13 protein-coding genes and 1 riboswitch are annotated in these 14,500 nt (G+C 51.6%); of the genes, 10 read left to right on the top strand and 3 right to left on the bottom strand.

The window, feature by feature from the left end; translation table 11 throughout:
- Positions 1–118: 118 nt before the first annotated feature.
- The 3 genes from metH to NSQ51_RS03580 form a co-directional block, all read right to left on the bottom strand.
- Positions 119–3,529: a methionine synthase gene (gene metH / locus NSQ51_RS03570; RefSeq protein ID WP_121650065.1), complete on the bottom strand. Its 3,411-nt coding sequence runs from the start codon at positions 3,527–3,529 to the stop codon at positions 119–121.
- Positions 3,522–5,369, bottom strand: coding sequence for a bifunctional homocysteine S-methyltransferase/methylenetetrahydrofolate reductase (locus NSQ51_RS03575; protein WP_121650064.1), 1,848 nt, complete (start codon positions 5,367–5,369; stop codon positions 3,522–3,524). The genes metH and NSQ51_RS03575 overlap by 8 nt, the downstream gene beginning before the upstream one ends.
- A gap of 69 nt (positions 5,370–5,438) precedes the next feature.
- A riboswitch (SAM riboswitch) is annotated at positions 5,439–5,540 on the bottom strand.
- A 132-nt stretch (positions 5,541–5,672) separates the two neighbouring features.
- A complete protein-coding gene (locus tag NSQ51_RS03580) occupies positions 5,673–6,056 on the bottom strand; it encodes a zinc-ribbon domain-containing protein (RefSeq protein ID WP_033013797.1) in 384 nt (127 codons plus the stop codon).
- A gap of 301 nt (positions 6,057–6,357) precedes the next feature.
- Here NSQ51_RS03580 and NSQ51_RS03585 point away from each other — a divergent pair, with 301 nt between their 5' ends.
- The 10 genes from NSQ51_RS03585 (at position 6,358) to NSQ51_RS03630 (ending at position 14,488) form a co-directional block, all read left to right on the top strand.
- On the top strand, positions 6,358–6,528 hold the full coding sequence (locus NSQ51_RS03585) for a hypothetical protein (RefSeq protein WP_015374078.1): 171 nt from the start codon (positions 6,358–6,360) through the stop codon (positions 6,526–6,528).
- Positions 6,529–6,591: 63 nt separating this feature from the next.
- On the top strand, positions 6,592–6,822 hold the full coding sequence (locus NSQ51_RS03590; protein ID WP_050368312.1) for an uberolysin/carnocyclin family circular bacteriocin: 231 nt from the start codon (positions 6,592–6,594) through the stop codon (positions 6,820–6,822).
- 67 nt (positions 6,823–6,889) lie between these two features.
- The gene (locus tag NSQ51_RS03595) at positions 6,890–8,509 is read left to right on the top strand and encodes a hypothetical protein (protein ID WP_064213673.1); all 1,620 of its coding nucleotides are present in this window, start codon (positions 6,890–6,892) and stop codon (positions 8,507–8,509) included.
- 13 nt (positions 8,510–8,522) lie between these two features.
- Positions 8,523–9,032, top strand: coding sequence for a stage II sporulation protein M (locus tag NSQ51_RS03600; protein ID WP_011230224.1), 510 nt, complete (start codon positions 8,523–8,525; stop codon positions 9,030–9,032).
- 189 nt (positions 9,033–9,221) lie between these two features.
- Entirely contained in the window at positions 9,222–9,872 is a 651-nt protein-coding gene (locus NSQ51_RS03605; RefSeq protein ID WP_011230225.1) for an ABC transporter ATP-binding protein, read from the top strand.
- 122 nt (positions 9,873–9,994) lie between these two features.
- On the top strand, positions 9,995–11,056 hold the full coding sequence (locus NSQ51_RS03610) for an ABC transporter ATP-binding protein (RefSeq protein ID WP_121650063.1): 1,062 nt from the start codon (positions 9,995–9,997) through the stop codon (positions 11,054–11,056).
- Positions 11,053–11,862 (top strand): ABC transporter permease, encoded by an 810-nt coding sequence (locus NSQ51_RS03615; RefSeq protein WP_064213675.1) that lies wholly within the window; start codon positions 11,053–11,055, stop codon positions 11,860–11,862. The genes NSQ51_RS03610 and NSQ51_RS03615 overlap by 4 nt, the downstream gene beginning before the upstream one ends.
- Positions 11,859–12,662 carry an ABC transporter permease gene (locus NSQ51_RS03620; protein WP_064213676.1) on the top strand — a complete coding sequence of 268 codons (804 nt, stop codon included), beginning with the start codon at positions 11,859–11,861 and terminating at the stop codon, positions 12,660–12,662. Before NSQ51_RS03615 ends, NSQ51_RS03620 begins: the two co-directional genes overlap by 4 nt.
- Positions 12,663–13,736, top strand: coding sequence for an ABC transporter substrate-binding protein (locus tag NSQ51_RS03625; protein ID WP_064213677.1), 1,074 nt, complete (start codon positions 12,663–12,665; stop codon positions 13,734–13,736). It abuts the gene before it with no gap.
- Positions 13,737–14,170: 434 nt separating this feature from the next.
- A complete protein-coding gene (locus NSQ51_RS03630) occupies positions 14,171–14,488 on the top strand; it encodes a hypothetical protein (protein ID WP_121650062.1) in 318 nt (105 codons plus the stop codon).
- The last annotated feature ends 12 nt before the right edge of the window (positions 14,489–14,500 follow it).

Raw genomic sequence — 14,500 nt, forward strand, 5'->3', positions numbered from 1 at the left:
GGTTATAACAAGTTATAACAATTATAATAAAAAAAGATAGTTGAGTCCATCGTTCGATGATCGGTTTGTCAGAAAAATTAGGAAAACGAGCCGGCCTATTCGCCAGCTCGTTTCCTGCTTATAACACATTGAAATACCGCGCTTCCGGATGGGCGAAGACGATCGCCGAAACCGATGCTTCGGGTTCCATCATATAGCCGTCGGTGAGGCGGATGCCGATGTCTTCTGGATGAAGCAGACGGAACAGTTTCTCCTGGTCTTCCAAGTTCGGACAGGCCGGGTAGCCGAACGAGTAGCGCTGGCCCTGGTATTTGGCGGCGAAGCGCTCTTCCATCGTGAAATCCGGGTCGTCCGGGAAGCCCCAGCGGTCGCGCATAATTTGATGGATTCGTTCGGCGAACCCTTCGGCAATCTCGAGCGCCAACGCTTGGATGGCATGGCTTTTCAAAAATTCGCCTTCTTCCTTCCAGCGCTGGGCGAGTTCGTGGACGCCATGCCCGGCCGTGACGGCGAACAAGCCGACGTAATCCATTTCGCCGCTTTCTTTCGATTTCAAATAATCGGCGAGGCAAAGATACGGCGCCCGCGGTTGGCGCGGGAAGTCGAACGTCTCGAGCACGGTTTTGCGATCAACCGGATCGTAAACGTAGACGCGGTTGCCGTCGCTTTGTGCAGGGAAGAAGCGGTAGACGCCGGCGGGCTGAATCCAGCCGCGTTCTTTCGCTTCGGCAACGAGTTCGTCGACGACCGCTTTTAACGCCAACGCTTTTTCGTCTTTCTCTTCAAGCAGCCGTTTCACTTTTCCTTTCAAGCCGAGGTGGTGGCCGAGCACCATTTGCCAGTTGACGTACGGCAAAATGTGGTCAAGCGGCACGTTTCGCAGCACGTGGCGCTCGAGATCGGCCGGGATGTAGACGGGAACGTCGGTCGAGACGTTCGATTTGACCGTTGCGGCAACGGCTGTTGGCCGCGTCGGCTCGCTTTCGGCCGTTTCTTTTTTCTTGTAGTCAATCTCGCCCTGCTGGATTTGGTTGGCAAGGGCAAGCCCGTCCATGGCGTCTTTCGCGTACAGGACGACGCCGTCGTATTCGGGTGCGATTTTGTTTTCGGTAAATTTGCGCGTCAAGGCGGCGCCGCCGACTAAAATGGGCGTTGAGATGCCGGCTTGCCGCAAATCTTGGGCGGTGACGACCATCTGTTGGGCCGATTTGACAAGCAAGCCCGACAACCCGATGATGTCGGGCTGATGTTCGCGCACCGCTTCAATGAGTTGCTGCGGAGCGACTTTAATGCCGAGGTCGATCACCTCGTAGCCGTTGTTGCTTAAAATGATGTCGACCAAGTTTTTGCCGATATCATGCACATCGCCTTTGACGGTGGCGAGAATGACTTTTCCTTTTGTGCTTCCTTCTTTCTTTTCCATATACGGCTCTAAAAAGGCGACCGCTGCTTTCATCACTTCCGCGCTTTGCAATACTTCAGCGACGATGAGCTGGTTGTTGTTGAACAGCCGCCCGACTTCATCCATGCCGGCCATAAGCGGACCGTTGATGATCGACAGCGGATCGGAGTAGGTCTCAAGCGCCTTCTCTAAATCGGGAATGAGCCCGTCTTTCGACCCTTCAATGACGTAGCGGGCGAGCCGCTCTTCAAGGCTCAAGTTCTCCTCAGCCGGCTTGGCGGCGGTGATTTTGCTTCGGTAAAATTCGATAAAGGTGTTTAATGTTTCATCGCTCGTGTCAAACAAAAGCGCTTCGGCCATCCGCACTTCCTCTTCCGGAATCGAGGCGAACCGCTCAAGCTTCTCAGTGTTGACGATCGCATAATCGAGCCCAGCTTGCGTGCAACGGTACAAAAAGACGGAGTTGAGCACCTCGCGCCCGGCCGGCGGCAAGCCGAACGAGACGTTGCTGATGCCGAGCATCGTCAAGCAATGAGGCAGCCGCTCTTTAATGAGGCGGATGCCTTTGATCGTTTCATTCGCCGCGCCGATGTATTGCTCATCACCGGTGCCGACCGGGAAGACGAGCGGATCGAAAATGATGTCGCGCGCCGGCACCCCGTAGCGGTTAACGAGCAAGTCATACGAACGCAAGGCAATTTCCAGCTTCCGTTCGGCGGTGACCGCCATCCCTTGTTCATCGATCGTGCCGACGACGACAGCGGCGCCGTATTTGTGCAAGAGAGGAACGACTTTCGCAAACCGCTCCTCGCCGTCTTCCAAGTTGATCGAATTGATGATCGCTTTCCCTTGCGAGTAGGTGAGGGCGCGTTCAATGACGCGCTCGTCGGTCGAATCGATGACAAGCGGCACTTTCACTTTTTTCACGACTTCGCGGACGAACTGTTCCATGTCATGGAGTTCGTCGCGGTCTGGGTCGGCGAGGCAAATGTCGATGACATGGGCGCCGTTTTTCACTTGGGCGCGGGCGATTTCCGCCGCTTCTTCGTATTTCCCTTCGGCGATGAGGCGTTTGAATTTGCGCGAGCCGATCACGTTTGTCCGCTCGCCGACAAAGAGCGGGCGCATCGTTTCATCATAGATGAGCGCCTCGATGCCGGAAACGGCGTGGACATCAAACGAAGACGGGATCGCCCGCGGCGGGAGATCACGCACCGCTTCGGCAATGGCGCGGATATGATCCGGCGTCGTACCGCAACACCCGCCGACGATGTTGATCCATCCCTTTTCGGCAAAGCGGCGGATTTTCTCTGCCAACATCTCCGGCGTTTCATGGTAGCGGCCTTCCTCATCCGGCAGACCGGCGTTCGGGTAGCAGCTGACCGCCGTGTCAGCGAGCGAGGCGAGCGTGCGCAAATGGTCGGTCATAAACTCGGGGCCTGTCGCGCAGTTTAAGCCGACGGCGATCGGCTTCATATGGCGCACCGAGATGAAAAACGCATCGATCGCCTGCCCGGCGAGTGTCGTGCCCATCGGTTCGATCGTGCCGGAAATCATGAGCGGCACGCGGCGACCGACCGCTTCAAACGCCTTCGAAATGCCGAGAAAACCGGCTTTGACATTCAGCGTATCTTGGCACGTCTCGAGTAGGAGAAGGTCGACGCCTCCTAAGAGCAGTCCGCGCGCTTGTTCTTCGTAGGCGGCGACGAGTTCTTCAAACGTTGCGCCGCCTGTCACCGACAACGTTTTCGTCGTCGGCCCCATCGAACCGGCGACAAAGCGCGGCCAGTCCGGGGTGGAGAACGACTCAGCCGTTTGTTTGGCGAGTTTGGCCGCTTCGATGTTCAGCTCAAGCGCCAAATGACCGAGGCCATATTCGTCAAGCACGATGCGTGTCGCTCCGAACGTGTTCGTTTCAATGATATCAGCACCGGCTTCTAGGTACGCTTCATGAATGCGGCGGATGATATGCGGGGCGGTGAGGGTCAAATATTCGTTGCACCCTTCATACGCCTCGCCGCCAAAGTCGACGGCCGATAGGTTGGCTCTTTGGATCATCGTGCCCATGGCGCCATCGATGACAAGAATTTTTCTTTGCAGCTGCTGTTCTAAGGTGACGTTAGCCATGAACAACCTTCCTTTCTTTGGCGGCCGCTTCTTTTTCGTGAATGTAGCGGACGAGCTCGACTGTCATGTCATAGCGCAAGAACGGCGTGATCAAATAAATGCCGTTAAACAAATCAAACGCAGCGTCAATGAGCGATTTGGCGATAGCGATGCCTTCCTTGGCTGCTTGCACCGGGTCGCTGCCGCAGGCGGCCATGCGGGCGCGAATCTCGTCAGAGAGCGTAATGCCCGGCACTTCATGATGCAAAAAGTCGGCGTTGCGCGCGCTCACAAGCGGCATAATGCCGATGTAAATCGGCGTGTCAAGATGCTTGGTTGCTTCGTACACTTCAACGATTTTCTCTTCCGAGTAAATCGGCTGGGTCAAGAAATAGTGGGCGCCGCATTGAATTTTTTTCTCCATTCGCTCAACTGCTTTATCCAAATGGCGGACGTTCGGGTTGAACGCAGCGCCGATCGAGAAGTTCGTTTTTTGCCCAAGCGGTTTGCCCGAGTACGACAGCCCTTCGTTAAACTGGCGGATCAAGCGGATCAAATCGAACGATGATAAATCATACACCGACGTTGCTCCTGGGAAGTCGCCGATTTTCGACGGGTCGCCGGTAATGGCGAGCACGTCGGTGATGCCGAGCGTATGCAAGCCCATCAAATGCGACTGTAAGCCGATCAAATTGCGATCGCGGCATGTAATATGCACAAGCGGGCGGATGCCGAGTTGCTCCTTGATGATCGTGGCGACAGCGGCGTTGCTGATGCGCGGCGTGGCGAGCGAGTTGTCGGCCAACGTCAGCGCATCGATGCCGGCGTCATGGAGCGCTTTCGCCCCAGCAAGAAACTTGTCAATGCCGAGTTGCTTCGGCGGATCTAGCTCCACAATGACCGAGCGGTACGTGCGGGCGAGCTCGGGAAGCGGAGTCGGCGCGGGCCGATCGGCTTGCACCGATACAGATGCCGTGCGCCGCTTCACCGTTTTTTCCGTCACCGGCGTCCGGTCGGCGAGCGCCTTTGCCATTGCCTCAATATGTTTCGGCGTCGTGCCGCAGCACCCGCCGATCAAGCGCACCCCTTGGTCGCGGAACGCTTTGGCTGTTTCCTCGAAATATTCAGCGTTCGTCTCATAGACAAGCCGGCCATCGCGGTAATCCGGGAGGCTCGCATTCGGATACGCCGACAAAAACGCCTGCTTCGGCAGCGGCACTTCCTCGAGCGACCGAAGCATATGATATGGACCGAGACGACAGTTCAGTCCGACGACATCGGCCCCGAGCGCCTCCAGGCGGATAAGGGCGTCCGCGAGCGGCGTGCCATCTTGCAAGACGCCGACTTCATGGAGCGAGACGTGAGCGATAATCGGCAAGTCGGTCTCTTTGCGGGCGATGGCAAGCACCGTCTCCAACTCTTCCAAATCGTAATACGTCTCGAGCAGCACGCCGTCGACTCCTTCAGCCATCAGGACAAACAGCTGCTCGCGAAACGTCCGTTTCACTTCTTCAAGCGTGACGACGCTTTTGTTTAACGTGCGCAGCCCCCCGATCGTTCCGAGCACGTATGCCCGCCCGTTCGCCGCTTGCCTGGCGAGCCGCACCGCCGCGCGGTTGATGGCCGGCACCTCATCTTCAAGGCCGTAGCGGGCGAGTTTCACATAGTTGGCGCCGTATGTATTCGTCTGAATGACATCGGCGCCCGCGGCGATATACGCTTCATGAATATGAATGATTTCGTCTGGATTCGATAGATTCAATTCTTCAAAACAACGGTCGACGCCATGCGAATATAACAGCGTCCCCATCGCTCCGTCGGCGATGAGAATGCGTTGTTTCAACTCATCGAGCAGCCCCACGTTTGATTCCCCCATTTCGTTGTAGTAAAAGAAAAAAGCCTTCTAAGAAGAAGACTTTTCGTTCGCTTCTTCTTATCTTCCAGGCTTCCGCCTGTCTGGATTTAGCACCTTGGCCGCGGCCAGGTTGCTGAGGGTTCACCAGGCCATTCCCTCCCCCTCTCTTGATAAGAATGCCGGTATGCAATTGTGCGGTGACGTTTTGATGATTACTATATAATTTAATGTATTTTTCGAAATTATTCAATACGGTGAAGAAGGAAATTTCAAAAGTTAAAGAGATTCAGATAAAAAGAGCGGCTCGCGTCAAGGGCTCGGTGCTTTCCCGCATCGGGGGCAAAACTGAAAATCACGCTGCACATGTTCTCCGCAGTATGGGCAATACTTGTTTGTTTTCTCTTTGCCTCCAAATCGGACGTTCAGTGGGTCGGGCTCTTCCTCGCTGACGACAATGTCCAATAAGGACATGCGTTGTTTTCCCGTCGCATTTTTGTAATGGTAAATTGCTTGAAATACACCGATGGCGATGACGACAAGGCCGAAAAACGGAAAAAAGCGGGCGGCGGGAAACGGCGAGTCCGCGGTGATGGAGAAGGTCATCACCATCCAAAAGATGCCGAACAACACAGCGGCGATGCTGCCGAACAGCCCTTGCATCGACGGGACGCGGCCGGGTTTGATGCTTTTCAAGTGGATTCCTTCTCCATTCGTTTCATGTTGGTTGGGATTATTATACCATATGATGATGTAGGAAACATGGGATGACGTAATAAAAAAGAAGCATTGTATCTCCTCCCTTACCTTGTACTAATCTCTTAAAAGCATCTCTGTTTCATGTCAATAGCACGAAATATGTCGAAATATGTAAAAAAAGATAAAATTATCGAACGATTTCTCTTCTTTTTTTTTTTAGAGTCAAGGTGTATAATTAAAATGGATGATATTAACAAGGAATTTACTAGAAACCGCATCGCAGACAGGAGTGAAGTGGGTGAAACAATGGTCGTGGCCGTATTTTATTCTGATTAGCCTGCCGCTTGTTGTGTTGATTGGAGTTGCTTTTCGCCTAAAAGCGGCCAGCATGCCCATCAAAATAGGATTTATTGTATTGGTGCTGCTTTACGGCGGGGTTTATTCTCGTTTAGTGCGAAGGATGAGATAGACACAGAATGTTTTTGAAAAAAGTTTTGATCGATTATCATTTACTGGAAGGAGGTGATAGGTTATGAGTTTGCTGGCGCTTGTTGCCGGGACGCTCGGCGTGTCACAGACAATCGCGACGACGGTTGTTTCGATTGTGTTGACCGGCTCCACTCTCATTTCTATTATTCTTGGGATCACCGCTATTTTGTCAGGTGGAGTCGACGCCATTTTGGAAATTGGGTGGTCAGCTTTTGTCGCGACGGTGAAAAAAATAGTGGCGGAACGAGGAAAAGCAGCAGCGATTGCATGGTAAAAGGCAAAACGGCAGGGGAAAAACTCCCTGCCGTTCCTAATGAGTAAATCAATGTGGGGGAAGAGAAATGAAACTCGTATGGCTGTTATATCAACAACGACAACGAAGCAGTTTGGAGCCGTTGCAGAGAAAATCGCCTTTTTCCCCGAAGATGACCATGTTCTTGGTGGAAGCGGCGAAATGGCTTGTTTCATCGGCTGTGGTTGTAGCCTTTTGTGCTCGATCCTCGACGCTGTTTCGCCCTTCTATGGTTATGGGAGCTCTTTTTTTCATGTCTGTCAGTCCTTTCATAGGAGTTTTGCTTGAGTCCAAAGAGGCATTGCAACGTCAATACCATTATCATTATGTGCGTCTGTCTGGAGTGCGGGATGACGAGGTGTGGCAGCGATTGCTCAAAATCCACTATGCTGTGTCTCTTCTGCGGCTATTGCCGATTTGGTTGCCTCCTTCCATTGGGTTGATGATGATGTTCGGGATCACAGGCGCATCATTCGTATGGTTTGGACATACGATGTTGTTGCTTCTTTATGTGACATCGCATATAGTGCGTGGCTCAACTTTTAGAGCGATAGGCGCATTTTCTGCCTTTTTCTTTCGAATGGCATCATTCGCGATTGGTTATGTCGTGCTTGCGGCGATTGTGCCGTTGCTGCAATTGTCCCGCCAAGCGGTTCGAATGTATGGGTTGTCGCTCTCTTACCTTGTGTATATGGATGGTTATGTTGCTCATTGGCAACAGCTGTTTTATGAACGCATGACAAGTTGGAGGGAAGGGTGGTTATTTTCAAGTACAACTTTATCATTCATCGGTGCTGGATTCGCTCTGTTGGCTTTGATTTGCTTTTCTTTCACTCGTGCGTCTCATTCTGACAAGACAGCGTACATGCTATATTCATGGCATCAACGTGTCATAGAGTCGTTAAAAATTCGCAGCACGAATAATGCAATTTTATATAAAGATCTTTGTCTGTTAACACGCCAAGCCCGTGAGTTGACGAAACCGCCTTGGTCGCTATTTTTGCCAGGGGAATGGTTTTTGGTCGCAGGAGCGAATTTGGCGCTGTTGCCGATTGTTCATAACGGGTCGATCATTTTGTTTTTGTTTATGTTTGAAATGTATATCGTCATGACAGGGACGTTGCGGGCCATTACCGACGTCTTTCGCGACATTTTTCAGTTTGAAAGCGAGATGGAGCGTCTCACTGTGTTTCGTCTTCTTTCTCCACCTCCTCTTGTACCGTTAATCGAAGCGAAATGGACGCTGCTTGAGCGATTAGGCGTCTACCCATGCATGACGGCAGTAGGATTGCTACTTCTCGAATACATAGGATTATTGGGGATGCGTGGAGGGCTTTGGGCAGCAATGGGAGCTGTGGTGATGATGCCCGTCTATTCGCTTGTTGTCAAGCGGATTTTGCGCACCGATTATGAAGTATTCTGCCTTGTTTTAGCCAGCGGTGAGCAGGCGGCATTGACATCTCCGCGTGATTATGCGGGGTATATGGTGATTGCGGCCGGAAATCATTCGTTTCATCGCTTGTTGATTTACATAACCGTTTTTTCATCGCTTCTTTCTGCCTTTTTTATGCTTTTGAAAGGTTGGAGTTGGGCATGTTACAGCGTTTTGTTTGTCTTGATGCTGTACCTTGTATTATGGAATAGTTCTCAATATGCTCGGCGCACGTGAGGAGGCATTTGCGGTGATCAGACGAGCGATTCACACTCATTTGCCGTATATGTTATTGTCGTTAGGTGTGTACATTGTATGTTTTGCTTTTGGAGCAGTGATTTTTTCACAAAAGCTTACGATTCATCCGACTTCCATGGCGTTTTGGACCACTTTAGGCCACAACTTGATGGTTGGAGCCATTTTGATGGTTGGCGGATGGCTGACGCTAGGAATGGCCAATACCCTTTATCTCGGTTACAACGCAGCAATGCTAGGCGTGATCGTGAGAGGAGTCGCCACAGGATATGGCATGCAGCCGTTGATGACCGGTGTCTTTCCTCACGCGATTCCTGAAATCATCGGCCATATCTTGTTTTGTACATTAGGGTACGAGACATGGCGGTTTCTTCAAATCGTCAAAAAAAGAGCAAGAGGAGAAGAAGAAACGCTCTATATACGGGATATCCTCTTTTTACTAGTGCTGGCGGTCGCGCTGCTCATCATCTCAGCATGGTTGGAATCAACGGTGTCTCATGTATAAAAATAGACGGGTCTAAAAAGCAGGAGGCTCTTCACCACAACATGTACTTGACAAGCAATACAGCTTCCTGCACAAAGATTTGAAAAAATCACGGATTTGTTGATTTTCCCTTACAAGCGTAAATAGAGTTCAGAAAAAATCAAGTACAACTTTTGGTGAAGAGCCAAGCAGGAAAAGGGGAAGAAATAGATGGAACCGTTATTTTCATTGCAAAACTTGACGTATCGCTATGATGGGGGAGCCACGATTTTTCAGCAGTTCTCATTTTCCATTTTTTCAGGGGAGACCGTGCTTCTCACCGGCCCCAATGGAGTGGGGAAAACGACTCTTTTGCATATTATTTCGGGATTGCTCGATAAAGGAGAGCTGCATTATCAAGCCTTTTATAAAGGCAATCCGATTCAGCTTCCCGACATGCGCGCTCATTTGTCTTATGTGACATCCGAGACTGTCATGTTTTCAAAATTGACGGGTTATGAAAATATCGAATGTTTCCGGCTTTTATGGAAGCTGGATCAACAGTACGTCCGCAAAGCGAACGAATTATGCAGTCTGCTTGGAATGGAGGAGATGCTCCCGCTCCCGGTGGATCAGTATTCATTAGGAACAAAACAAAAACTGCATATTGCGATTGCTTTAGCCCGCCCGGTCGAATTGTATTTGATGGATGAACCGTTCAATTCCCTTGATAGGCTAAGTCGCGATCGGTTGGCGGAGTGGATTCAAGGCGACCGTCAACATGCTTATCTCATTGCTTCTCACGTTCATCAAGAGCGCTTCCCTGGCTCCCGCATAATCTCGCTTACACGTCCAAACAATGAAGACAAAATAGAAAAATGACGGCGGGATCTTCAGGAAAAATTCAGTTTTCATACGTGTGATCAAGGATTTTTCCGTTGCACTTTCCACTCTCCTATGTTCTAATTAGGAATAGTGAACATCAAGAAGACGGAGGGCTGGAAGTGAACGGGGAAGAGATCATCCGCTTCGAGCGAGTGACGAAGGAATACGACGGAACGGTCGTATTGGATGACGTCAGTTTTGCGATGGAGCGCGGGAAGTTTTATACGCTGCTTGGCCCGTCAGGGTGCGGGAAGACGACGATTTTGCGGCTGATTGCCGGGTTTATCGAACCGACGGAAGGAACGATTTATTTCCACGGGAAGCCGATTCAAAACGTCCCGCCGAACAAGCGGCAAGTCAACACTGTCTTTCAAGACTATGCGTTGTTTCCTCACCTCGATGTGTTTGAAAACGTGGCATTTGGCTTGCGCGTGAAAAAGATGAAAGAAGCACACATCCGCCAAAAAGTGAGCGAAGCGCTCCGGTTTGTCAACTTGGAAGGCTATGAGCGCCGCCGCATTCAAGAGATGTCCGGCGGTCAGCGCCAGCGCGTCGCGATTGCGCGGGCGATTGTGAATGAGCCAGAAGTGTTGCTCTTGGATGAGCCGCTATCGGCCTTGGATTTGAAGCTGCGCACGGAAATGCAGTACGAACTTCGTGAATTGCAGCGCCGCTTAGGGATTACGTTCATTTTTGTCACGCATGATCAAGAAGAAGCGTTGGCGATGTCCGATTACATTTTTGTTCTAAATAAAGGAAAAATTCAGCAGTTTGGGACGCCGAAAGACATTTACGACGAGCCTGTCAATCGATTCGTCGCCGATTTCATTGGCGAATCGAACATTTTGTCAGGGCGCATGATCGATGATTTCCTCGTCGAATTTGCCGGCAAACAGTTTGCGTGTGTTGACCGCGGCTTCGCGCCAAACGAACCGGTCGATGTCGTCATCCGCCCGGAAGATTTGGAGCTCGCGGCGCCGGAAGACGGGCAGATCGTCATCCGCGTCGATTCGCTCTTATTCCGCGGTGTCCATTATGAAATTTGCGGCTATGACGAAAACGGCAACGAATGGCTTGTCCATTCGACGAAAAAGGCTGAAGTCGGGGAAAAGGTCGGCCTTCGTTTTGAACCGGAAGCGATTCACGTCATGCGAGTCGAAAAGGAGGATGAGGACGCATGACGGAACGGGCGTGGCGGAACTGGTATTTAATCCCTTATGGCATTTGGCTTGTGCTGTTTGTCGTGGCCCCGATTGTCTTTTTGGTGTATGAATCGTTTTTGGATCTTGACGGCCATTGGACGTTGTCCAACTACAAATCCGTGTGGACGCCCATTTATTTGAAAATGATGGCGTATTCGTTTTGGTATGCGTTTTTAATCACGCTTGTGTCGCTGCTCATCGGCTATCCAACCGCCTATTGGCTGACAAAGACGAGGCACAAGCAGTTATGGCTGTTGTTGCTTATTTTGCCGATGTGGGTGAATTTGCTGCTGAAGGTGTATGCGTTTTTAGGGCTGTTCGGCACGTACGGGCTGGCCAACGCTTTGTTGAAAGCGCTGGGCGTCGGGCCGCGGCAGCTGTTGTTCACCGATTTCAGTTTTGTCTTTGTGTCGGTGTACATTTTTATTCCGTTTATGGTGCTGCCGATTTTCAACGCGCTGGAGGAGCTGCCGCCATCGCTTGTCGATGCCGCCCGCGATTTGGGCGCTTCGGCTTGGACGACGTTCCGCCGCGTCGTCTTCCCGCTCACGCTTGGCGGGGTGAAGGCCGGCTGCCAGGCGGTGTTTATCCCGGCGCTGTCGCTGTTTATGATTACACGCCTTGTCGCTGGCAACCGCGTCATTACGCTCGGCACTGCCATTGAACAGCATTTTCTTGTCACCCAAAATTGGGGGATGGGGGCGACGATCGCGGTTGTGTTAATGATCGCGATGGCGGTCATCGTCGTCCTGACAGGAACCGGAAGGAAAGAGGGAAGCCGATGAAACGGACGCATTGGTGGGGACGTGTGTACTTGTTAGTCGTGTTTGCCGTGATGTATACGCCGATTGTGTATTTGATGTATTATTCGTTCAACAGCGGCGGGGCGATGCACGATTTTCAATCGTTCACGTTTAAATGGTACCGCGACGTGCTGTCCGACGACCGCTTGCTCATCATCGTTTTGAATACAATCGTCATTGCGCTGCTGTCGGCGGCGGTCGCGACCATACTCGGGGTCATCGGGGCGCTCGCCATTTACTATGTCAAGCGGCAGCGGACGAAAAACGCCCTTCTTGCTCTCAACAACGTGTTGATCGTCAGTCCGGATGTCATCATCGGCGCTTCGTTTTTGTTGCTGTTTACGGTGGCCGGCATCAAGCTTGGGTTTACATCCGTGCTGTTGTCTCACATTGCTTTTAGCGTGCCGATTGTCGTGTTGATGGTGCTGCCGAAACTCGAGGAAATGAGCCCGACGCTGATTGATGCGGCTAGAGATTTAGGAGCCAGTCATTGGCAAGTGCTGTCCGGTGTGGTGCTGCCGTTTTTGGCTCCGAGCATATGGGCGGGCTTTTTCATGGCGCTCACGTATTCGCTCGATGACTTTGCCGTGACCTTTTTTGTCACGGGAAATGGGTTCTCGACGCTGTCCGTGGAAATTTATTCGCGGGCGCGCCAAGGCATTTCCTTGTCAATCAACGCATTGTCGACGCTTCTGTTTTTATTTACCATGCTGCTCGTCATCGGCTATTACGTGCTCAGCCGAAAAGGCGGCCGCTTGTACGGGATAGGGGGGCGAAAGTAGGTGAGACGGCTTGTCCAAGGATTTGCGGCCGTGTTTATCGCCGCGTTCGTCCTGATGTTTGTCACTCATCGGCTGAACGAAGCGGAAGGGTACGGCGGAGGCAAAACGGTGACGGTCTACAACTGGGGCGATTACATTGACCCCGCGCTCATTCGCGAATTTGAAAAAGAGACAGGGTGGAAAGTGATTTACCAAACGTTTGATTCCAACGAGGCGATGATGGCGAAAATCGCCCAAGGCGGGGCAACGTTTGACGTCGCCGTTCCGTCCGATTACGCCATCAGCAAAATGATCGAGGAAAACTTGCTGTTGCCGCTCGATCACGACAAGCTGCCGAATTTACAATATATCGAACCGCGGTTCCTCAACTTGCCGTTTGATCCGCACAACCGGTATTCCGTGCCGTATTTTTGGGGGACGGTCGGCATCGTCTACAACCGCGAGATGCTTGGCGGCAAGACCATCACAAGCTGGAACGACTTATGGAACCCGGACTTGCGCAATCAAATTTTGCTTGTCGACGGAGCGCGCGAAGTGATGGGGATGGCGTTAAACAGCCTCGGCTATTCCCTCAATGACACGAACAAAGCTCACTTGCAAGAAGCAAAGTGGAAGCTCGATCGGCTCATGCCGAATGTGAAGGCGATTGTCGGCGATGAAATCAAGCTGCTGCTTGCCAATGAAGAAGCAGCCATCGGCGTCGTCTGGTCAGGCGACGCGGCCGAAATCATTGCCAAAAACGACAAGCTCGACTATGTCGTGCCGAAAGAAGGCTCCAACTTATGGTTTGACAACATGGTCATCCCGAAAACAGCGAAAAACATCGAAGGAGCGCACGCGTTCATCAACTTTATGCTCGACCCAAAACACGCGGCGCAAAACGCCGAGTACGTCGGCTACTCGACGCCGAACAAAAAGGCGCTTCGCTATTTGCCAAAAGACATCGCGGGCGATCGCCGCTTCTACCCCGATTTGGATTCAGCAGGGCATCTCGAAGTGTACGAAAACTTAGGAAAACACATGCTCGCCTACTACAACGAACTGTTTTTGCAGTTTAAGATGCAGCAAAAGTAACCATATAGATGCAACGAAATCGTTTCACATATCCTTGACGGAAAAAGTGGCTTATCCATTTTTGACTGTCGAAGGCAAGCCACAGGCTTGCCTCCGTCACGCTTTAGCGTGACGGAAGACCGAACAACGACTCGCTTCACAGACCCATTCATGGGTCTGGAAGCGGCGTTGTTCGGTCACTCGACAGTCGGATGCAATGACCGGTAAAAACGAAAAGTGTTAAAGCTTTACATTGCATCTATACAATCAGAGCAGGCGCCGCCCTCTGCAATAGGGAGATGGGCGCCTGCTTGGCGTTTGCGTAAAGGGTTGCGCCGCTTCCCTAGCGCGCGGGAACGAAGAAGCCCATGGGCGGCTTCACATACAAGAAGGGATCGGACGCAGGGAAGAAGAATAGAAAGACATGATATGATGAAAAAGAGGAGGTGGGAACGTTGCCCAATCATTTGCCTATGGAAGAAAATGTGATGGATATGCTCATCGGCGGCTTTTCGGTTGTGATGTTGATCGCGGTTGCGACAATCGTTTTTCTTTGGCGAAAGAATCGAGAGGGGCGGGCGTTTCTGTGGATATTGGCCCATTTCTTGTTGCTGTCTCTGGCTGTTTCATTTGCGCTGAAGGCGATTTCCTTTGATCTTACCCATGTGCAGGCATCTGAAGAAATCTCCCTCCTTCTTGGCAAGGCGGGGCTGGCGTGGGGAGTGGGGATGGTTTGTTTGTTGGTCGGCATTGTGAAACTTTCCAGACGATGACCACGATTTAGA

Origin of the sequence: Geobacillus sp. FSL K6-0789, assembly GCF_038593135.1 — a bacterium.
Classification (GTDB): Bacteria; Bacillota; Bacilli; order Bacillales; family Anoxybacillaceae; genus Geobacillus; species Geobacillus stearothermophilus.